The 21563-nt window shown below is 60.1% G+C and carries 12 protein-coding genes and 1 pseudogene; 8 read left to right on the top strand and 5 right to left on the bottom strand.

The window, feature by feature from the left end:
• Positions 1–326: 326 nt before the first annotated feature.
• The gene (gene putP, locus K5R88_RS23500; RefSeq protein ID WP_192226891.1) at positions 327–1811 is read right to left on the bottom strand and encodes a sodium/proline symporter PutP; all 1485 of its coding nucleotides are present in this window, start codon (positions 1809–1811) and stop codon (positions 327–329) included.
• A gap of 463 nt (positions 1812–2274) precedes the next feature.
• On the opposite strand from putP, the gene putA reads away from it, so the two are divergent.
• Together putA and K5R88_RS23490 are read left to right on the top strand one after the other, a co-directional pair.
• A complete protein-coding gene (gene putA / locus K5R88_RS23495; protein ID WP_226298456.1) occupies positions 2275–6228 on the top strand; it encodes a trifunctional transcriptional regulator/proline dehydrogenase/L-glutamate gamma-semialdehyde dehydrogenase in 3954 nt (1317 codons plus the stop codon).
• Between the two features lie 258 nt (positions 6229–6486).
• A complete protein-coding gene (locus K5R88_RS23490; RefSeq protein ID WP_223413874.1) occupies positions 6487–8289 on the top strand; it encodes an acyl-CoA dehydrogenase in 1803 nt (600 codons plus the stop codon).
• A 131-nt stretch (positions 8290–8420) separates the two neighbouring features.
• Here the strand turns inward: K5R88_RS23490 and K5R88_RS23485 are convergent, their stop codons facing one another.
• From K5R88_RS23485 to K5R88_RS23475, 3 genes are all read right to left on the bottom strand, one after another.
• Positions 8421–10355, bottom strand: a complete 1935-nt coding sequence (locus K5R88_RS23485; RefSeq protein ID WP_226298455.1) for a methyl-accepting chemotaxis protein — start codon at positions 10353–10355, stop codon at positions 8421–8423.
• A gap of 100 nt (positions 10356–10455) precedes the next feature.
• Complete coding sequence (locus K5R88_RS23480) at positions 10456–10758, bottom strand: cell division protein ZapA (protein ID WP_008025105.1); 303 nt, start codon at positions 10756–10758, stop codon at positions 10456–10458.
• On the bottom strand, positions 10755–10964 hold the full coding sequence (locus K5R88_RS23475; RefSeq protein WP_008025106.1) for a hypothetical protein: 210 nt from the start codon (positions 10962–10964) through the stop codon (positions 10755–10757). The genes K5R88_RS23480 and K5R88_RS23475 overlap by 4 nt, the downstream gene beginning before the upstream one ends.
• A gap of 323 nt (positions 10965–11287) precedes the next feature.
• Here K5R88_RS23475 and K5R88_RS31070 point away from each other — a divergent pair.
• From K5R88_RS31070 to trxC, 6 genes and pseudogenes are all read left to right on the top strand, one after another.
• Positions 11288–12124: pseudogene (locus tag K5R88_RS31070) on the top strand (MCP four helix bundle domain-containing protein); the annotation flags it as partial.
• Positions 12107–12979 carry a methyl-accepting chemotaxis protein gene (locus tag K5R88_RS31065; RefSeq protein WP_411737390.1) on the top strand — a complete coding sequence of 291 codons (873 nt, stop codon included), beginning with the start codon at positions 12107–12109 and terminating at the stop codon, positions 12977–12979. The pseudogene K5R88_RS31070 and the gene K5R88_RS31065, both read left to right, overlap by 18 nt.
• Before the next feature lie 263 nt (positions 12980–13242).
• Complete coding sequence (locus K5R88_RS23465) at positions 13243–14985, top strand: potassium/proton antiporter (protein WP_008025108.1); 1743 nt, start codon at positions 13243–13245, stop codon at positions 14983–14985.
• Positions 14986–15019: 34 nt separating this feature from the next.
• Entirely contained in the window at positions 15020–18370 is a 3351-nt protein-coding gene (gene mscK, locus K5R88_RS23460) for a mechanosensitive channel MscK (RefSeq protein ID WP_192226886.1), read from the top strand.
• Between the two features lie 48 nt (positions 18371–18418).
• Positions 18419–19882 carry a protein adenylyltransferase SelO gene (selO, locus tag K5R88_RS23455; protein ID WP_226298453.1) on the top strand — a complete coding sequence of 488 codons (1464 nt, stop codon included), beginning with the start codon at positions 18419–18421 and terminating at the stop codon, positions 19880–19882.
• A gap of 85 nt (positions 19883–19967) precedes the next feature.
• On the top strand, positions 19968–20402 hold the full coding sequence (gene trxC / locus K5R88_RS23450) for a thioredoxin TrxC (RefSeq protein ID WP_223414635.1): 435 nt from the start codon (positions 19968–19970) through the stop codon (positions 20400–20402).
• Positions 20403–20536: 134 nt separating this feature from the next.
• Here the strand turns inward: trxC and K5R88_RS23445 are convergent, their stop codons facing one another.
• Positions 20537–21307: a ParA family protein gene (locus K5R88_RS23445; protein ID WP_008025116.1), complete on the bottom strand. Its 771-nt coding sequence runs from the start codon at positions 21305–21307 to the stop codon at positions 20537–20539.
• Positions 21308–21563: the final 256 nt, after the last annotated feature.

The following is a 21563-nucleotide window of genomic DNA, read 5'->3' as shown; positions in this document are numbered from 1 at the left end:
AGGAAACTCAGATTTGTCGTGCTTTTTTTAGAGAATTTTCCTTCATAAATCAGGACAGCGAACTACAGACATTCCCTCAGGAAGGTCGGGGTTAAATCAAATTACGCCTTCGCGGGCAAGCCTCGCTCCTACGGTTTTTTGGTTGCGCCCATTAGTTTTGAATCAACGCAATCCTGTAGGAGCGAGCGGTGCGGCGATCCGACTTGCCCGCGAAGGCGGCATCGGCAACACCAAACTTTTCCCCGCCCAATAAAAACGGCCCGCCTCCAAAGGAAGCGGGCCGTTTTCATGTTCGGCGAAAGGGGTTGAGCCTCAGCTCATCCCGATCACTTGTTCAGGCGGAAATCAGCCTCGGCAGCAGCGAAACGCTGCAGCATGCCGTGAGTCGGCGCGCCCAGCTTGCTGACGATGTAGATCGCCAGGCTGGCGAAGATGAAACCAGGGATGATTTCGTACAGGCCCAGCAGCTCGAAGTGTTTCCACACGATCACGGTGATCGCGCCGACCAGGATGCCTGCCAGTGCGCCGTTACGGGTCATGTCTTTCCAGATCACGGAGATCAGGACCACCGGACCGAACGCAGCACCGAAACCGGCCCAGGCGTAGCTGACCAGACCCAGCACACGGTTTTCCGGGTTGGCGGCCATCGCGATGGCGATCAGGGCAACCAGCAGCACCATGGCGCGGCCGACCCAGACCAGTTCCACCTGGGAAGCCGATTTACGCAGGAAGGTTTTGTAGAAGTCTTCGGTCAGGGCGCTCGAGCACACCAGCAACTGGCAGCTCAGGGTACTCATCACCGCAGCCAGAATGGCCGACAGCAAAATACCGGCGATCCATGGGTTGAACAGGATTTTGGCCAGTTCGATGAACACGCGCTCGTGGTTTTCGCTGACGGGCATCGCCACGGCAGGGTTGGCCGAGAAGTAGGCAATACCGAAAAAGCCTACAGCCACGGTGCCGCCCAGGCACAGGATCATCCAGGTCATGGAGATGCGACGGGCATTGGCGATCGACTTGACCGAATCCGCCGCCATGAAACGCGCCAGGATGTGCGGTTGGCCGAAGTAGCCCAGGCCCCAGCCCATCAGCGAGATGATGCCGATGAAGGTGGTGTTTTTCAGCATGTCGAAGTTGGCTGGATCTTGCGCTTCGATGGCCAGGAACGCGGTATCGACGCCGCCGGTCGCCAGCAACACGATGATCGGCGTGAGGATCAGGGCGAAAATCATCAGCGTGGCTTGTACGGTGTCAGTCCAGCTGACTGCCAGGAAACCACCAACGAAGGTGTAGGCAATCGTCGCCGCAGCACCGGCCCACAGCGCGGTCTCGTAGGACATGCCGAAGGTGCTTTCGAACAGACGGGCGCCGGCGACGATGCCGGACGCGCAGTAGATGGTGAAGAACACCAGGATCACAACCGCCGAGATGATCCGCAGCAGGCCGCTTTTGTCTTCGAAACGGCTGGAGAAGTAGTCCGGCAGCGTCAGCGCATCGCCGTTGTGCTCGGTCTGCACGCGCAGACGGCCGGCGACGAACAGCCAGTTCAGGTAAGCACCGACGATCAGACCGATGGCGATCCAGCTTTCGGACAGACCGGACATGTAGATGGCGCCCGGCAGACCCATCAACAACCAGCCGCTCATGTCGGAGGCGCCAGCGGACAATGCAGTCACGACGCTGCCCAGGCTGCGACCGCCCAGAATGTAGTCAGAAAGGTTGTTGGTGGAGCGATAGGCCATGAAGCCGATCAGCACCATTGCTGCGATGTAGATCACGAACGTGATCAGGGTTGGATTGCTAACGCTCATTAAGTGATGCCCTGGCTTTGTTTTTATGTAGCGGCAGAGTGTGAAAACGCCGACAAACGACAATGTTTGATCAAACGATTTGCGGGTCCGCGCATTTAGGACTGATGTTTCCCCAGGAAAGCCATCAGCCGGTGCACCTGTCTTTTCGACCGGTTGCACCTTGGGCGCGAATCCTATTCAACAACACAAATAAGGTGCAACCCATTTTTTGAGAATAAGTTGCACCTAGTCGGATTTAGCTTGAAAAGCTCTGTTTTTGCTCCCTTTTAGAGCAGTCATGAGCGTTTACTAGAAGCAAAAGCACCAAGCAGGAGCGGTACGTTCGTACCGGAATTTAATTCCTGACGAGCTGCCTATTATTCCGACAAAAAAAGGGTTGCACCCGGTTGCACCTCAGAGAGCGCGCAGCTAATCTTGCCGCCAGCTGATGCCACGCGGTCGTGGCAAACATGAGGATAAAAATATGGCTACCACCACCCTTGGGGTCAAACTTGACGACCCGACCCGCGAGCGCCTCAAGGCCGCCGCGACTTCGATTGATCGCACGCCGCACTGGCTGATCAAGCAGGCAATTTTCAATTACCTGGAAAAACTCGAGGGTGGTGCAACCCTGACCGAGCTCAACGGCCTGACGGCCAAAGAAGCTGACGACAGTGGCGACGTCCACGTCGACCACGCGCACCAGTGCTTCCTTGAGTTCGCCGAAAGCATCTTGCCGCAATCGGTGCTGCGCGCCGCCATTACCGCTGCTTACCGTCGCCCTGAGCCGGAAGTGGTGCCGATGCTGATCGAACAGGCGCGCCTGCCGGTTGCCATGGCTGACGCCACCAACAAGTTGGCTGCCTCGATTGCCGAGAAACTGCGCAATCAGAAGAGCGCCGGTGGCCGTGCCGGAATTGTTCAGGGCCTGTTGCAGGAATTTTCCCTGTCGTCCCAGGAAGGCGTGGCACTGATGTGCCTGGCCGAAGCGCTGTTGCGCATCCCGGACAAGGGCACTCGTGACGCACTGATCCGCGACAAAATCAGCACCGGTAACTGGCAGCCGCACTTGGGCAACAGCCCGTCGCTGTTCGTCAACGCCGCCACCTGGGGCTTGCTGCTGACCGGCAAACTGGTCGCCACCCATAATGAAGCGGGTTTGACTTCGTCGCTGAGCCGCATCATCGGCAAGAGCGGCGAGCCGATGATCCGCAAGGGCGTCGACATGGCCATGCGCCTGATGGGCGAGCAGTTCGTCACCGGCGAAACCATCGCCGAAGCCCTGGCCAACGCGAGCAAGTTCGAAGCCAAGGGTTTCCGCTATTCCTACGACATGCTCGGTGAAGCCGCCCTCACCGAGCACGACGCGCAGAAGTACCTCGCGTCGTACGAACAAGCCATCCACTCGATCGGCAAAGCGTCCCACGGTCGTGGGATTTATGAAGGCCCGGGCATTTCCATCAAGCTGTCGGCACTGCACCCGCGTTACAGCCGTGCGCAGTACGAGCGTGTGATGGACGAGTTGTACCCGCGCCTGTTGTCGCTGACCCTGCTGGCCAAGCAATACGACATCGGCCTGAACATCGACGCCGAAGAAGCCGACCGCCTTGAGCTGTCGCTGGATCTGCTGGAGCGCCTGTGCTTTGAGCCGCAACTGACCGGCTGGAACGGCATCGGTTTCGTGATCCAGGCGTATCAGAAGCGTTGCCCGTACGTGATCGATTACGTGATCGACCTGGCTCGCCGCAGCCGTCATCGCCTGATGATCCGCCTGGTGAAAGGCGCGTACTGGGACAGCGAAATCAAGCGCGCCCAGGTCGAAGGCCTGGAAGGCTATCCGGTCTACACCCGCAAGGTGTACACCGACGTTTCCTACATCGCTTGCGCCCGCAAATTGTTGTCGGTGCCGGAAGTCATCTACCCGCAATTCGCCACACACAACGCCCACACTCTGTCGGCCATTTACCACATCGCCGGTCAGAACTATTACCCGGGCCAGTACGAGTTCCAGTGCCTGCACGGCATGGGCGAACCGCTGTACGAACAGGTTGTAGGTAAAGTTTCCGAAGGCAAGCTGAACCGTCCATGCCGCGTGTACGCACCGGTCGGGACTCACGAAACGCTGCTGGCGTACCTGGTACGTCGTCTGCTGGAAAACGGCGCGAACACCTCGTTCGTGAACCGTATCGCCGACCAGTCCATTTCGATTCAGGAGCTGGTGGCCGATCCAGTGGCCAGCATCGAGCAGATGGCGACGCTGGAAGGCGGCTTCGGCCTGCCGCACCCGCGTATCCCGCTGCCGCGTGATCTTTATGGTGCCGAGCGCGCCAACTCCAGCGGCATCGACATGGCCAACGAACATCGCCTGGCTTCGCTGTCGTGCGCTCTGCTGGCCACTGCTCACAACCACTGGAAAGCCGCGCCGATGCTCGGCTGCGTCTCCAGCAGCGAAACCCCTGCGCCTGTTCTGAACCCGTCCGATTTGCGTGACGTGGTCGGTCACGTACAGGAAGCAAATGTCGAAGACGTCGACAACGCGATCCAGTGCGCCCTGAACGCAGCGCCGATCTGGCAGGCCACCCCGCCGGCCGAACGTGCTGCGATTCTGGAACGTGCCGCCGATTTGATGGAAGGCGAGATCCAGCCGCTGATGGGCCTGCTGGCTCGCGAAGCCGGCAAGACCTTCGCCAACGCCATCGCCGAAGTGCGTGAGGCCGTGGACTTCCTGCGTTATTACGCGGTGCAGGCTCGCAACGATTTCACCAACGACGCCCACCGCCCATTGGGCCCGGTGGTGTGCATCAGCCCGTGGAACTTCCCGCTGGCAATCTTCAGCGGTCAGGTTGCCGCTGCATTGGCCGCCGGTAACCCGGTACTGGCCAAGCCTGCGGAACAAACCCCGCTGGTCGCTGCCCAGGCCGTGCGCCTGATGCTCGAAGCCGGGATTCCGGAAGGCGTGCTGCAACTGCTGCCGGGCCGTGGCGAAACCGTGGGTGCCCGTCTGGTCGGTGACGATCGGGTCAAAGGCGTGATGTTCACTGGTTCCACCGAAGTCGCTCGTTTGCTGCAACGCAACGTCGCTGGCCGCCTGGATGCACAGGGCCGTCCGATTCCGTTGATCGCCGAAACCGGCGGCCAGAACGCGATGATCGTCGACTCCTCGGCACTGACCGAACAAGTCGTGATCGACGTGGTGTCGTCGGCCTTCGACAGCGCCGGTCAACGTTGCTCGGCTCTGCGTGTACTTTGCTTGCAGGAAGATTCCGCTGACCGTGTCATCGAAATGCTCAAGGGCGCCATGGCTGAATGCCGTCTCGGCAACCCTGAGCGCCTGTCCGTGGACATCGGCCCGGTGATCGACGCCGAAGCCAAGGCGGGCATCGAGAAGCACATCCAGGCCATGCGCGAAAAAGGTCGCAACGTGTACCAGGTGGCCATCGCCAACAGCGAAGAAGTCAAACGCGGCACCTTCGTGATGCCGACGCTGATCGAGCTGGAAAGCTTCGATGAGCTGCAACGCGAAATCTTCGGCCCGGTGCTGCACGTGGTGCGCTACAAACGCAAAGACATCGACCAGCTGATCGGTCAGATCAACGCTTCCGGCTACGGCCTGACGCTGGGCGTGCATACGCGCATCGACGAGACCATCGCCAAGGTGATCGACAACGTCAATGCCGGTAACGTCTACGTGAACCGTAACATCGTCGGTGCGGTGGTTGGCGTGCAACCGTTTGGTGGCGAAGGCCTGTCGGGTACTGGCCCGAAAGCCGGTGGTCCGTTGTACCTGTACCGCCTGCTGTCGACGCGTCCTGCCGATGCAATCGAACAATCCTTCGCTCGTGGCGACGCAGCCACTGCACCGGATGTTCGTCTGCGTGATGCCATGAGCAAACCGCTGACCGCCCTGCAAACCTGGGCCGACAGCAACAAGTTTGCCGACCTGAGCGCCTTGTGCGTGCAGTTCGCGGCCCAATCGCAAAGCGGCATCACCCGTGTGCTGGCGGGCCCGACCGGCGAGCGCAACAGCTACGCCATTCTGCCGCGAGAGCACGTGCTGTCCCTGGCCGAAGCTGAAGGCGATTTGCTGACGCAACTGGCGGCGGTATTGGCCGTCGGTGGCTCAGCGGTATGGCCGGAAGCTGACCTGACCAAAGCCTTGTTCGCACGCCTGCCGAAGGAAGTTCAGGCGCGCATCAAGCTGGTTGCCGACTGGAACAAGGACGAAGTGGTGTTTGATGCGGTTCTGCATCACGGCCATTCCGATCAGCTGCGTGCGGTTTGCCAGCAAGTGGCCAAGCGCGCCGGGGCGATTGTCGGGGTTCATGGGTTGTCGCTGGGCGAGACCAACATTGCGTTGGAGCGCCTGGTGATCGAGCGAGCGTTGAGCGTTAACACCGCTGCGGCGGGTGGTAATGCGAGCTTGATGACCATCGGCTAAAACCGATAAGCCGGGCTGCCGCAATAGCCGCCCGGTACGCAATACCCCCTGTGGGAGCGAACCTGCTCGCGATAGCGGTGTGTCATCCGACACATGAATTGGATGAAACACCGCTATCGCGAGCAGGCTCGCTCCCACATTTGTTTTGTGGTGCCTGTTAAGTCGTCGCTCTGCCCTACCATCACGCTCATCAATCATCCTGTTCAGCCTCTATCCCCACGCCTAGACTCGGTCCACTCCAAAAAAAGGTAGGCCGCCATGTCCGAGACGTTGCTCAGTTCCCGCAATCTGGCTTTCGAGCTGTATGAAGTCCTCGACGCCGAAGGCCTGACCCAGCGAGAGCGTTTCGCCGAGCACAATCGCGAGACCTTCGACGCCGCCATCGGCACCGCTCGCAGCATTGCCGAGAAGTTTTTCGCCCCGCACAACCGCAAGGGCGACGAGAACGAGCCTCGCTACGAGAACGGTCAGGCGATTCTGATTCCGGAAGTGAAACCAGCGGTGGATGCCTTCCTCGAAGCCGGCTTCCTCAACGCTGCGCGCAGTTTCGACGCCGGTGGCATGCAACTTCCTACACTGCTGTCCCAGGCGTGTTTCGCACACTTCCAGTCAGCCAACGCGGCCTCGACTTCATACCCGTTCCTGACCATGGGCGCGGCGAACCTGATCGAAAGCTTCGGCACCGAGGAACAGAAACAGCGCTTCCTGCAACCGATGATCGACGGCCGTTTCTTCGGCACCATGGCCCTGACCGAGCCGCACGCAGGTTCGTCGTTGTCGGATATTCGTACCCGCGCCGAGCCTGCTTCTGACGGCACCTATCGACTCAAGGGCAACAAGATCTTCATCTCCGGCGGCGATCACCCGTTGTCGGAAAACATCGTGCACATGGTGCTGGCCAAACTGCCGGACGCACCGGCCGGGGTGAAAGGCATTTCGCTGTTTATCGTGCCCAAGTTCCTGGTCAACGATGACGGCAGCCTGGGCAAGCGCAACGACGTGTTGCTGGCCGGGTTGTTCCACAAGATGGGCTGGCGCGGCACGACGTCCACCGCGCTGAACTTCGGTGATAACGGTGAGTGCGTCGGTTATCTGGTGGGCAAGCCGCACCACGGTTTGAGCTACATGTTCCAGATGATGAACGAAGCGCGAATCGGCGTCGGCATGGGCGCGGTGATGCTCGGTTACGCCGGTTATCTCTACTCGCTGGAGTACGCCCGCGAGCGTCCGCAAGGCCGCGTGCCGGACAGCAAAGACCCGAACACCGCACCAGTGGCGATCATTCAGCACGCCGACGTCAAACGCATGTTGCTCACGCAAAAAGCCTACGTCGAAGGCTCGTTCGATCTTGGGTTGTACGCGGCGCGACTGTTCGATGACACCACGACGCTTGCGACCGAAGCCGAGCGCAAACAGGCGCATGAGCTGCTGGATTTGCTGACGCCAATCGTCAAATCCTGGCCGTCGGAGTTTTGCCTGAAGGCCAACGAACTGGCGATCCAGATTCTCGGCGGTCACGGTTATACCCGCGAATACCCGGTTGAGCAGTATTACCGCGACAACCGTCTGAACCCGATTCATGAAGGCACCCACGGCATTCAGTCACTGGACTTGCTGGGCCGCAAACTGGCGCAGAACGGTGGTGCGGGACTGAAGCAATTGATCCGCCTGATCGCCGACACTGCCGAACGGGCGCAAGCCTACGAATCGCTGAATGCGCTGCGTGAACCGCTGGAGAAACTGGTGGCCCGCCTGCAAACCGTGACCCTCGGCTTGCTGACCGACCTGGCTCAAGGCAAGGTCAACAGCAGCCTGGCGAATTCGGCGCTGTACTTGAAAGTGTTCGGGCACACAGTGATTGGCTGGCGCTGGCTGGAACAGGCGATTCGCGCCGAGGAAGGGTTGGCCAAGGGGAACGCGGCGGATGTGAGCTTCTATAAGGGCAAGCTGCAGGCGGCGCGGTATTTCCTGACCTGGGAAGTGCCGGGTTGCCACCATGAGCTGGCGATTCTTGAGGCGCGGGATGATGTGTGTTTGAACATGCAGGATGAGTGGTTCTGATCACAGCCATGCAGTGTTGCTGAAATCCAATCGCGAGCAGGCTCGCTCCTACAGTGGTTCGCGTTTAACCAGACAACGCGTTCAAATGTGGGAGCGAGCCTGCTCGCGATGGCGTTCGAACAGGCGCCCTATCAACTCAACTTGAACCCACCCATCTGCCGCGCCAAATCATCCGCCAACCGCTGCAACGTCTGGCAATCCTCCCGGCAAGCCCTGACCTCCCCCGCTGTCGCCCGGGCCAGGTCGGAAATCCCCTGCACGTTACGGTTGATCTCTTCGGTCACCGCCGACTGTTCTTCCGTCGCGGTCGCGACTTGGTGGTTCATGTCGCTGATGCGCTCGATCTGCCCGGTAATCGCGGTCAGCGACGTCCCGGTGCGCTGGCTCGATTCGACACCGGTGCCGGTCGCCGCTTGACCGGTGTGCATCGACGACACCGCGTTCTCCGCGCCTTGTTTGAGGCTGCCGATGATTTGCTGAATTTCATCGGTGGACGTTTGAGTTCGCCGCGCCAGCGTCCGCACTTCATCTGCCACGACGGCAAACCCGCGCCCCATGTCCCCGGCCCGCGCCGCTTCGATGGCCGCGTTAAGCGCCAGCAAGTTGGTCTGTTCGGAAATCCCGCGAATCACCGCCAACACCTGATCGATCGACGCCACCTGATCCGCCAGTTCGCCCACCGCACTGGCGGCCACACCGATTTCATCGGACATGCTTTCAATATGTCGGATCGACCCACCGACCACTTCCCGCGCCTGCATCGCTTCGTCGCGAGCATCCTGCGAAGCAACCGCCGCGTTACCGGCGTTCTGCGCGATTTCCTGCACGGTCAGGCCCATTTCGTGGACGGCGGTGGCAACCATGTCGGTCATTTCCTGCTGACGCCCGGAGCGTTCGGCGGTGTTGTCCACAACCTTCGCCACCTGGCTGACGGCGGTGCGCAAACGCTCACTGGTGGTCAGCACTTCGCCGATCATCTCGCGCTGACTGTCGAGGAATCGATTGAAGCCACGAGCCAGGTCACCCAGTTCATCGGCGCGGCTGGAATCTAACCTGTGGGTCAAATCTCCACCACCGCTACCGATGGCAACCAACGCTGCTGTTACCTGACGAATCGGCCGCACCAACCCACGGGCCAGCAACACCACCAGTAACAGGCACACCAATGCCACCGCCAAGCCAATGCCGCTGCTCATCCACATGGCGCGGCGGGCTTCGGCGTAGATCTGCGACTGTGGCACTTCGGCCACCAGGGTCCAGCCCAAGTCCCTCAGCGGCAGGCTCAACGCGAGGTAGTCTTCGCCATCACGCACGAAGCTGCTGCTGGCAGCTTTTTGACCCATGACTGCCTGCGCGGCCGACGCACCGATTTGCTCGACCAAGGTGCGCTTGCCACTGAATTGCGCTTCGGGGTGAACCTGGATCAAACCGTCGGAACGCACGAGATAGACCTTGCCGCGCTCACCGAAGGTGAAGTTGTGAATCAGCTCCGACAGCTCTTTCATGCTCAGGCCAAGCCCGGCAACGCCCACGACTTTGCCGGCCTGCTCGACCTTGAGGTCGATGAACAGCGCCAATTCTCCGGTGGCTGTGTCGTTGTCGATATTGAGGGTGCGCGGCTGGTTGCTGTCGAGGAACGAATAGAACCAGGCGTCTTTGGGATTGGAACGGCTAAGGCTGCGGTCCAGGCCTTTTTCAGTGAAATAGTGGTTTGAAGCCGTACCGACAATTAACGCGGTAAAGGCTTTGTGTTCGGCGCGGATGCCCTCCAGATACTGCACGAACGCGGCGGTCTGATCACTGTTTTCGCCCCCGGCGAGCCAGTCGCGCACCATGCTGTTGCTGGCGATGTCCTTGGCGGCGGTGAGGGGTTGAACGAGGATGCGCTCGATGTCGTTGCGCATCGCTTCGATGCTCGACGGCAGCGCTTGTTCGACCAGGTAGCTCTGGGCGAGACGGTTGACCACGAGGGTATAAACGCCAACCACGATCAGAATACTGACCAGCAGGGCGGTGCCCATACTGAGGATCAACTGCCATTGAATACTGCGACGCCAGAACTGCATGGAGCACCCCCAAAGAATAAGAGGCTGAAACACTGCAACAGCCGTGCCGATTGTATACAACTCAATCGACAATTTATTCTTTGGTTGTGCGCAAAGCCGATCAGGCTTGATTGATCGTCTTGGAGATCACTTCAACCGTGGCGCTGACTTGCTCTTGGTAACGGTCTAGTTCGAGCTTGTGCTGCTTTTTCATTTCGATCTGCTGAGAACACAGATTCATCGCGGCCAGCACCAGCAGGCGGTCACCGATCAACGTCGGGTACTTTCTTTTGGTGTCGGCCAAAGCAGCCTTCAACATCAATGCGGCGTCCAGCAGGGTTTGCTCTTCCCCGGCCGGCGCCTTGATCGAATAGTCCTCCCCCAGGATCGAGACGACTTTTACCCCTGCGGCGCCGACACTCATGCGCTGACCGGGCCGGCGCTGACGCGTTCAACCAGGGCCTGGATGCGGGCGGCGGTGGCGCCTTGTTTCTCTTCCTGTTCCATCAGGCTCAGTTGCAGGCTTTCGTTTTCATCCTTGGCCTGGGCCAGTTCTGCACTCAGGGTCTGGTTCTGTTGAACAAGGTCGCTGACCAGTTGTTCCAATTGGCTTAGGGATGCTTCCAACATTTTGATTTTCCAAGCATTTTCAAGGGGCGCGTACGATAAAGAAAAGTCACCACGGATGCCAGGGTTAATGGGGCGCAAGGCCTTGATTTTCCTGGCGGGCGACCTTCCTCGCGAACTTTAAAGACTGTGATTGGCGGATCTGGTTCCTGCACTTCGTCGCCATAGTTTCTGTAGGAGCGAAGCTTGCTCGCGAAGGACGTTAACGATAACGCGTGCAGCCTGGATGAACGCGTTGTCTGGACGCCCTTCGCGAGCAAGCTTCGCTCCTACAGGAAACGGTCTGGCTGCGACAAATACGCGCAGCCCCTCAAGACTTTAGTCGTATGACCGATAAGTCATCCATACGTCAGTCTCAGCGCCGCACAGGTGCGCTCTTTTCGGTAAACACCATGTCCCTTCGTAATATGAATATCGCTCCGCGGGCGTTCCTCGGTTTCGCCCTGATTGGCGGTCTGATGCTGGTTCTGGGAGTGTTTGCCTTGAACCAGATGAGCAAGATTCGCGGTGCTGCCGAGGAGATCACCTTGAGCAGCGTGCCAAGTATCAAAAGCCTCGACGAGTTCACTCAACTCACCTTGCGCCTGCGGGTGCTGTCCTACCGTTTGCTGGTGAACCGCGAGCCGGACGTTCAGCAGAAGACCATGGAGCTGCTGGACACGCGCAACCAACAGATTCGTGCGGCTCAAGCCACCTACGAAAAACTGATCGCCAGCCCGCAGGAACGTGCAGCCTACGATCAATACGTGCAGTTGCTGGGGCAGTACCGCCAGATCGAAGACCGGATGAAAACCCTGTCGCGCAACAATCAGGTCGATGAACTGCGCACCTTGCTCAACACCGATCTGCTGACCAACTCCGAAGCGGTCAACGCAGTGCTCAATCGCTTGCTGGAGATCAACACCCAGCAGACCGTCGACACCAATCAGCGCGCTGCCGATCAATACGATTCGGCTTTCAATCTGGTGATCACCTTGCTGGTCATCGCCACCGGCCTGACCGTGCTGTTTGCCTGGCTGCTGACCAACAGCATCACCAAGCCAATCGCCAATGCCTTGAGCGCTGCCGAACAAATCGCCGAAGGCAACCTGACTCGCCCGATCACCGTTGATGGCGAAGACGAAGCCGGCCGTTTGCTGCTGGCCATGTCGAAGATGCAAGACAAGCTGCGCGACACCCTGCAGCGGATTTCCGGCTCGGCCACGCAACTGGCCTCCGCCGCTGAAGAGCTCAACAGTGTCACCGACGAAAGCGCCCGTGGCCTGACCCAACAGAACAACGAGATCGAACAGGCCGCCACCGCCGTCAATGAAATGACCAGCGCCGTGGAAGAAGTCGCGCGCAACGCGGTGAGCACCTCGCAAGCGTCGAAAAACGCCACCACGTCGGCCGGTGACGGTCGTGATCTGGTGCAGGAAACCGTCAGCGCCATCGAACGCATGAGCGCCGATGTGCAGAGCACCGCGACGCTGATCGGTGATCTGGCCAATGAATCCCGCGACATCGGCAAGGTACTGGATGTGATCCGTGGCCTGGCGGACCAGACCAACCTGCTGGCCTTGAACGCCGCCATCGAAGCGGCCCGCGCCGGTGAAGCCGGGCGCGGTTTTGCGGTGGTGGCGGACGAAGTGCGTGCACTGGCGCACCGCACTCAGCAATCGACCAGCGAAATCGAACGCATGATCGGCAGCATTCAGACCGGCACCGAGCACGCGGTGGATTCGATGCGTAACAGCACCGAGCGCGCCGAGTCGACCTTGAACATCGCTCGCGGCGCAGGGATGTCGCTGGACACAATCAACAGCGCCATCGTCGAAATCAACGAACGCAACCTGGTGATCGCCAGCGCGGCCGAAGAACAGGCCCAAGTGGCCCGTGAAGTGGATCGTAACCTGGTGAACATTCGTGATCTGTCGGTGCAATCCGCCACCGGCGCCAATCAGACCAGCGCGGCGAGCAACGAGCTGTCGCGACTGGCAGTGGACCTGAACACAATGGTTGGACGGTTCAGCCTCTGACCCGCTAACACCAGATGCTCGTGATACGTCGATCCGGAACATCCCCCGATCTGTAGGAGCCGGCTTGCTGGCGATGGCGATTTCACAGACACCATCGCCAGCAAGCCGGCTCCTACAGGGGATTGCGTAATGGCGGATTTCGCGTAGGGCTTTTGATCTGCAAAAGCTTTTTGACAGCATCACATTTCAACAGGTTAGAATCGCTGGCACGCAGACTGCATGGTCAGTGTGTGCCCGCCTTTCAGCTTTCTGGAGTATTGCCTTTGAATGCGACGACCATCAACAGCCTGTTCTTGATCGGCGCGTTGCTGGTAGGTGCGAGCATTCTGGTGAGCTCACTTTCGTCCCGCCTCGGTATCCCGATTCTGGTGATCATCCTGGCCGTGGGCATGGCCGCCGGCGTCGATGGCGGCGGGATTATTTTCGATAACTACCCAACGGCTTATCTGGTCGGCAACCTTGCACTGGCGGTGATCCTGCTCGACGGCGGTTTGCGCACCAGGGTGTCGAGTTTTCGTGTGGCGTTATGGCCGGCGCTGTCGCTGGCCACGGTCGGGGTGTTGATCACCACCGGGCTGACCGGCATGGCCGCGGCCTGGCTGTTCGATCTGAACCTGATCCAGGGCCTGCTGATCGGCGCCATCGTCGGCTCCACGGATGCTGCGGCGGTGTTCTCGCTGCTCGGCGGCAAAGGCCTGAACGAACGGGTCACCGCCAGTCTCGAAATCGAATCCGGCAGCAACGACCCGATGGCGGTGTTCCTCACCGTCACCCTGATCGACATGCTCGCCAGCGGCCAGACCGGCCTGCACTGGAGCCTGCTGACCCACCTGCTGCGCGAGTTCGGCATCGGCGGCGTGATCGGGCTCGGTGGCGGTTGGCTGATGCTGCAACTGGTCAACCGGATCAATCTGGCCACCGGCCTCTATCCGATTCTGGTGATCGCCGGCGGCCTGGTGGTATTCGCCCTGACCAACGCCCTGCACGGCAGCGGCTTCCTCGCGGTTTACCTGTGCGGCCTGGTGATCGGCAACCGTCCGGTACGCAGCCGCCACGGCATTCTGCACATGCTCGACGGCATGGCGTGGCTGGCGCAGATCGGCATGTTCCTGGTGCTGGGCCTGCTGGTCACGCCGCACGACTTGCTGCCGATCGCCTTGCCTGCGCTGGGCCTGGCGCTGTGGATGATCCTGTTTGCCCGGCCGCTGTCGGTACTGGTCGGCCTGCTGCCCTTCAAGGCCTTCCACGGTCGAGAGAAAGCCTTCATTTCCTGGGTCGGCCTGCGCGGCGCGGTCCCGATCATTCTGGCGGTGTTCCCGCTGATGGCCGGTCTGCCCAACGCCCAGCTCTACTTCAACCTCGCCTTCTTTATTGTGCTGGTGTCGCTGCTGGTACAGGGGACGAGCCTGCCGTGGATCGCCAAACTGCTAAAGGTGACGGTGCCACCGGAACCTGCGCCGATCTCGCGCTCAGCCCTGGAAGTGCATGTCACCAGCGAGTGGGAGCTGTTCGTTTATCGCCTCGGTGCCGAAAAATGGTGCATCGGCTCGCCCCTTCGCGAACTGAAAATGCCCGAAGGCACACGCATCGCCGCACTGTTTCGTGGCCAGCAACTGCTCCATCCGTCGGGTAGTACGGTGCTCGAAGTCGATGATTTGCTCTGCGTAATCGGCCACGAACACAACCTGCCGGCCCTTGGAAAACTGTTTAGCCAGGCGCCTCAACGAGGCCTCGATTTGCGTTTCTTCGGCGACTTCGTACTCGAAGGAGATGCCCAGCTGGCGGCGGTTGCTGCCCTGTACGGGTTGAAAGTCGAAGGCATCGATCCGGATATGACTCTGGCCAGTTTCATTGCTCACAAAGTGGGCGGTGCGCCAGTCGTGGGTGACCAGGTGGAATGGAACAACACCATCTGGACCGTCGCGGTCATGGAAGGGAACAAGATCGGCAAAGTGGGCGTCAGATTCCCCGAAGGAAGTCGCCCGGGTCCGGGACTCTTCCTCTAAACTTCATTCTTCGTCTCGTTTTCGATCGGTCTCTATGTCAACCCTGCGCACCTTTTTCATCATGGCCCTGCTGGGCTTGAGTCTGTCTGTCGGCACCCTGCAAGCGGCGGAACCACCGTCCAGCGAAGCCGTGCAGGCGAGCCTGGACAAGATCGCCGACCGCAAACTGCCGGAAGCCGATCAGAAAGCCCTGCAAACGCTGCTGCAAAGCACGCTGACACAGCTCAACAACAAGCGTGATTACGAGCGCAAGCTGGCCGATCTGAAGCAGCAACTCGCTACCGCGCCCAAGCAGAACATCGAGAACCAGCGCGAACTGACGCGCCTCAAAGCCAGCAGCGCCATCCCTGTGGCGCAACGCTATGGCAAAGAATCCGTGCAGCAGCTCGAGCAGATGCTGACCGAGCGCGCGACCCAGCAAAGTGATATGCAGAAAGCCCTCGCTGATGCGAACAGCCTGGTCATTACCGCCCAGACCCGCCCTGAGCGTGCCCAGGCTGAAATTTCCACCAGCCAGACGCGCATCCAGCAGATCAATAACATCCTCAAGGCCGGCAAAGACAACGGTAAGACCTTGAGCAGCGAACAGCGCGACCTGCTCAATGCCGAACTCGCGGCACTGAATGCACTGATCCCGCTACGTCGCCAGGAACTGGCCGGCAACAGCCAGTTGCAGGACCTGGGCAACAGCCAGCATGACTTGCTCTCGGAAAAATCCGACCGCCTGGATCGCGAAATCCAGGAGCTGCAAAACCTGATCAACCAGAAACGCCTGGCCCAGTCCCAGGAGACGGTGACGCAGCAGTCCATCGAAGCGCAGAAGTCCGGCGGCAGCGCCCTGCTGGCCACCGAAAGTGCGGCAAACCTGAAGCTTTCGGACTACCTGCTCAAGAGCACCGACCGCCTCAACGAAGTCACCCAGCAGAACCTGCAAACCAAGCAGCAACTCGACAACGTAACCCAGAGCGATTCGGCCCTCGACGAGCAAATCAGCGTGCTCAAGGGCAGCCTGCTGCTGTCGAAAATCCTCTACAAACAGAAACAGGGCCTGCCGCGCCTCAAGGTCGACCGCGACCTGGCCGACCAGATCGCCGACATTCGCCTGTATCAGTTCGAAGTCAGCCAGCAACGGGAATTGCTCAGCAACCCGGCGACCTATGTCGACAACCTGCTGTCGACTCAGCCGCCCGAGCAAGTCACCCCGCAACTACGCAAGAGCCTGCTGGAACTGGCCACGACCCGCGCCGACCTGCTGGAACGGCTGAACCGCGAATTGAGCGCGGTGCTCAACGAATCGATCACGCTGCAACTCAATCAGAAGCAACTGCTCAGCACCGCGCAAAGCCTGCGGGCGACCCTCGACGAACAGATGTTCTGGATTCCCAGCAACAAGCCGCTCGATCTTGAATGGATGCGCGGCGTGCCGGAACGTCTGCAACGCCAGGTGGCGACCCTGCCGCTGGCGTCGAGCGTGAGTGAATTGATTGACGGCCTGACTCAGCGACCGCTGCTGTTTCTCCCGTTGGTACTGGTGATCGGCGCCCTGCTGTGGCGGCGTAAAAGCCTGTATGCCCGACTGAACAAGGTTCACCAGGACATCGGCCACTTCAAGCGTGACAGCCAGTTGCACACGCCGCAGGCGATTCTGGTCAATATTCTGCTGGCATTGCCGGTTGCGCTGGGCCTGGCCCTGTGTGGCCTGGCCCTGCAAATCGACGCTCGGGGGCAGAACGCCAACATGGGCGCGGCGCTGCTGCAAATGGCTCAGGCCTGGCTGGTGTTCTACACCGCCTACCGGATCCTCGCGCCGGGCGGCGTCGCCGAACTGCATTTCCGCTGGGAAAAGCCTCAGGTCGAATTTCTCCAGGGCTGGGTCCGCCGTCTCGGGCTGGTGGTCATGGCGTTGGTCGCGGTGGTGGCCGTTGCCGAGCTGCAACCGGCGGGGCTGGCCGATGACGTGCTGGGCATGCCGGTCGTACTGATCTGCTACGCCTTGATGACCTGGCTGCTCAGTCGATTGCTGATCAGCAGCCCGACGCACGAAAACGCCTCGTTGTTCCGCAAAGCGGTCGGGGTCATGTTCACCGTCCTGCCTGTCGCGTTGTTCGTGGCGGTGTGCTTCGGCTACTACTACACCGCGCTGAAGCTCAGCGACCGCTTGATCAACACGCTTTACCTGCTGATGTTCTGGCTGGTGATCGAAGCCACGTTCGTCCGCGGCCTGAGCGTTGCGGCACGCCGTCTCGCGTACCAGCGCGCCCTGGCCAAACGTCAGGCAGCGAAAGAGGCCGGCGATGGCGAAGCGGTGATCGAAGAGCCGACCCTGGACATCGAGAAGGTCAACGAGCAGTCGTTGCGCCTGATTCGCCTGGCGCTGCTCGGCGGCTTCATCGCTGCGCTGTACTGGGTCTGGTCCGATCTGATTTCGGTGTTCTCGTACCTCGACAACATCACCCTCTACGAATACACCAGCGGCACCGGCGCCAACATGAGCATGGTGCCGATCAGCATCGGCGACATGCTGGGGGCGCTGATCATCATCGGCATCACCTTCGCCCTCGCGCGCAACTTGCCAGGGCTGCTGGAAGTGTTCGTATTGTCGAAGCTGAACCTGGCGCAGGGCAGCGCCTACGCCACGACCACGCTGCTGTCTTACGTGATCGCCGGCATCGGTTTCGTCTCGACCCTGTCCACGCTCGGCGTGAGCTGGGACAAGTTGCAGTGGCTGGTGGCGGCGCTTTCGGTGGGACTTGGCTTCGGGATGCAGGAGATTTTCGCGAACTTCATCTCCGGGATCATGATCCTGTTCGAACGCCCGGTGCGGATCGGCGACACGATCACCATCGGCAACCTGTCGGGCACGGTCAGCAAGATCCGCATCCGCGCCACGACCATCACCGACTTCGACCGCAAGGACATCATCGTCCCGAACAAGACGTTCATCACCGGGCAACTGATCAACTGGTCGCTGACCGACACCATTACCCGGGTGACCTTGAAGCTCGGCGTCGATTACGGTTCGGACCTGGACCTGGTGAAAGAACTGCTGCTCAAAGCCGCCCGGGACAACCCGCGCGTGCTGAAGGATCCGGAGCCGCACGTGTACTTCCTGAACTTCGGCGAAAGCACCCTCGACCACGAGCTGCGCATGCATGTGCGTGACCTCGGTGACCGCAACCCGGTACTCGATGAGGTCAACCGCTTCATCAACCGCGAGTTCAAGAAGCAGCACATCAACATTTCGTTCCGGCAGATGGAGGTTTACCTGAAGAACCTGCACGGCCAGGAATACAAAATGGTGCCCATCGAGCCGGAAGCCAAAACCATCGTGCCGATGGCCGACGGCAAACCGCTGCAAGAGCCGCCGCCCGCCAAACTCGACTAACCGCCCTATCCCTAGCAGAATGCTCGGACATTCTGCTGGAGATGGCCGGTGAAAGCCCTCGACGAACTGACCTTCGATAATCGCTTCGATCGCCTGGGCGATACGTTTTCTGCCCACGTACTGCCCGAGCCCATCGACAATCCGCGCCTGGTCGTCGCGAGCCCTGCCGCCATGGCGCTGCTCGACCTTGATCCGGCCGTGGCCGAAACCCCGGAGTTCGCCGAGCTGTTCAGCGGCCACAAACTCTGGGCCGACGCGGTGCCACGTGCGATGGTGTATTCCGGGCATCAGTTCGGCTCCTACAACCCACAGCTGGGCGACGGTCGCGGACTGCTGCTGGGCGAGGTCTACAACGAGGCCGGCGAGCATTGGGACCTGCACCTCAAGGGCGCCGGCCAGACGCCTTTTTCGCGCATGGGCGATGGCCGTGCGGTGCTGCGTTCGTCGATCCGCGAGTTTCTTGCGTCCGAAGCGCTGCATGCCCTGAACATCCCGACCACCCGCGCGCTGTGCGTGATCGGCTCCGACACACCGGTGTGGCGCGAAAAACAGGAACGCGCAGCCATGATCCTGCGCCTGTCACCGAGCCATGTGCGCTTCGGGCATTTCGAGTATTTCTACTACACCAAACGCCCCGAAAAGCAGAAAGAGCTCGGCGAGCACGTGCTGGCCATGCACTTCCCGGAATGCCTCGAACAGCCAGAACCGTACCTGGCGATGTTCCGCGAGGTCGTCGAGCGCAATGCCGAGCTGATCGCCAAATGGCAGGCTTATGGCTTCTGCCACGGCGTGATGAACACCGACAACATGTCGATCCTCGGCATCACCTTCGACTTCGGCCCGTTCGCCTTCCTCGATGACTTCGACGCCAACTTCATCTGCAACCACTCCGATGATCAGGGCCGTTATTCCTTCAGCAACCAGGTGCCGATCGGCCAGTGGAACCTCAGCGCCCTGGCCCAGGCGCTGACGCCGTTCATCAGCGTCGAAGCCCTGCGCGAAACCCTCGGGCTGTACCTGCCACTGTTCCAGGCCCATTACCTGGACCTGATGCGCCGCCGCCTCGGCCTCACCACCGCCGAAGACGATGACCAGAAACTGCTGGAGCAATTGCTGCAACTGATGCAGAACAGCGGCGTCGATTACAGCCTGTTCTTCCGCCGCCTCGGCGAGGAATCACCGGAATTGGCCGTTGCCCGCTTGCGCGACGACTTCGTAGACATCAAGGGCTTTGATGCCTGGGCAGAACGCTATGTCGCCCGTGTTGCCCGCGAAGGTGAAGTTAACCAGCCACAACGCCGCCAACGGATGCACGCGGTCAATCCGCTCTACATCCTGCGCAACTACCTGGCGCAGAAAGCCATCGATGCGGCGGAAAGCGGCGACTATTCAGAGGTTCGCCGGCTGCATGCGGTGCTGAGCAATCCGTTCGAGGAGCAACCGGGGATGGAGGGTTACGCCGAACGGCCGCCGGAGTGGGGGAAGCATTTGGAGATCAGTTGTTCCTCTTGAGTGACTTACGGAATGTCGCCTTGATAACCACCGACTTCGACTCCAGATCAGCTTCACTGATAACCCATTTATTCAGAGCCCGATTATGTCCGACCCACTCCTCATCCCCTGCCCCCACTGCAACGGCCTCAACCGCATCCCCGCCGAGCGCCTCGGCGATCAGCCGAAATGCGGGCGCTGCAAAGCCGAGGTCTTGCTGAGCAAGCCTTTCGAATTGAAACAAGGTGATTACGCCAGTCAGATCAAGGGCGATCTGCCGTTGCTGGTGGACGTGTGGGCGGACTGGTGCGGGCCGTGCAAGTCTTTTGCGCCGGTGTTTGAGCAGGCAGCCAGTCAGTTGGCGGGCAAATGCAGGCTGGCCAAGCTGGACAGCGAGGCGAATCAGCAGTTGTCGGCGCAGTTGGGGATTCGCTCGATTCCGAGCCTGATTCTGTTCAAGAACGGCCGGGAAGTGGCACGCCAGAGCGGGGCGTTTCCGTTGCCGCAGTTGATGAGCTGGCTGCGTAGCCAGGGGATTTAGTAGCACCACCAATCACTGTGGGAGCGAGCCTGCTCGCGATTGCTATCTGTCATTCAACATTGATGTTGTCTGACACACCGCTATCGCCGGCAAGCCGGTCTCGCTCCCACAGGGGCTCGGTGGTGCCGGGAAGATCAGGCGTTTTCGAGCAGGCTATGCAGCTCGACGAATTGCTGGGTCAGCTTGTGCCGTGGGTCGAGGTGGATCAGCGGCGTGTTGGCCTGATGCGATTCGCGCATGCGCACCGAAGTGCCCAGGTACACCGGCAGCACGGGCAGCCCTTCGGCAATCAACTCGTCGAGGATTTGCTGGGGCAGGCTGGCGCGGGCCTGGAACTGGTTGACGACGATACCCTCGACCTCCAGCCCTTCGTTGTGGTCGTCCTTCAATTCTTCGATTTCCGCCAGCAAACCGTACAGTGCCTGACGCGAGAAACTGTCGCAGTCGAAGGGGATCAGCACACGATCGGCGGCAATCAAGGCAGAAACCGCATAAAAATTTAGCGCTGGCGGCGTATCGAGGTAGATCCGGTCGTAATCTTCGGCCAGCTCGTCGAGCAGTTTGCGCAGCTTGTTGATCTTGTGTTTCGCTTCAAGCTTGGGCTGCAAGTCCGCCAGTTCGGCGGTGGCGGTGATGACGTGGAGGTTGTCGAAAGGGGTTTCGTAGATATCGACCTGGTTTTTCTTCGAAAACGGGCCTGAAGACAGCGTTTGCTTGAAGAAGTCGGCAATCCCCATCGGAATGTCATTACCGGTGAGCCCGGTGAGGTACTGGGTCGAATTGGCCTGAGCATCAAGATCCACCAACAGGGTGCGATAGCCCTCGCTGGCACTGACCGCCGCCAGATTGCAGGCAATGCTGGATTTGCCTACGCCGCCTTTCTGATTGAATACCACGCGCCGCATGTCAAAACCTCCGTGTATCAAAGATGACCGAGTGTAGTAGTCCACGGCGTCGCTTAGCTACCTCGCCGGCACAGGGACTACGCAGTCAGGTGCAAACACTCACCGAAAAAGCCGCCTTCTCGTCCGGAAAAATGCTCTCGGCGCCGACAGACATCCGTCCACCGATGTGAATAATGGCCAAACGACAGCTTTTCACGAACCAATCGGTACATTTCGTTGAGCAAAATGTAACCAGCATTTGCTACGCGCTCGCCGC

The sequence above is a fragment of the Pseudomonas sp. MM213 genome, assembly GCF_020423045.1.
In the GTDB taxonomy this organism is placed as follows: Bacteria; Pseudomonadota; Gammaproteobacteria; order Pseudomonadales; family Pseudomonadaceae; genus Aquipseudomonas; species Aquipseudomonas migulae.
Note: the sequence above shows the minus strand (reverse complement) of the source record. Positions and strands in the feature narration are given on the sequence as shown.

Coding starts and splice junctions, on each gene's coding strand:
- putP (WP_192226891.1), bottom strand. CDS start 1,811: ATGAGCGTTAGCAATCCAACCCTGATCACGTTCGTGATCTACATCGCA.
- putA (WP_226298456.1), top strand. CDS start 2,275: ATGGCTACCACCACCCTTGGGGTCAAACTTGACGACCCGACCCGCGAG.
- K5R88_RS23490 (WP_223413874.1), top strand. CDS start 6,487: ATGTCCGAGACGTTGCTCAGTTCCCGCAATCTGGCTTTCGAGCTGTAT.
- K5R88_RS23485 (WP_226298455.1), bottom strand. CDS start 10,355: ATGCAGTTCTGGCGTCGCAGTATTCAATGGCAGTTGATCCTCAGTATG.
- K5R88_RS23480 (WP_008025105.1), bottom strand. CDS start 10,758: ATGAGTGTCGGCGCCGCAGGGGTAAAAGTCGTCTCGATCCTGGGGGAG.
- K5R88_RS23475 (WP_008025106.1), bottom strand. CDS start 10,964: ATGTTGGAAGCATCCCTAAGCCAATTGGAACAACTGGTCAGCGACCTT.
- K5R88_RS31065 (WP_411737390.1), top strand. CDS start 12,107: ATGTCGAAGATGCAAGACAAGCTGCGCGACACCCTGCAGCGGATTTCC.
- mscK (WP_192226886.1), top strand. CDS start 15,020: ATGTCAACCCTGCGCACCTTTTTCATCATGGCCCTGCTGGGCTTGAGT.
- trxC (WP_223414635.1), top strand. CDS start 19,968: ATGTCCGACCCACTCCTCATCCCCTGCCCCCACTGCAACGGCCTCAAC.
- K5R88_RS23445 (WP_008025116.1), bottom strand. CDS start 21,307: ATGCGGCGCGTGGTATTCAATCAGAAAGGCGGCGTAGGCAAATCCAGC.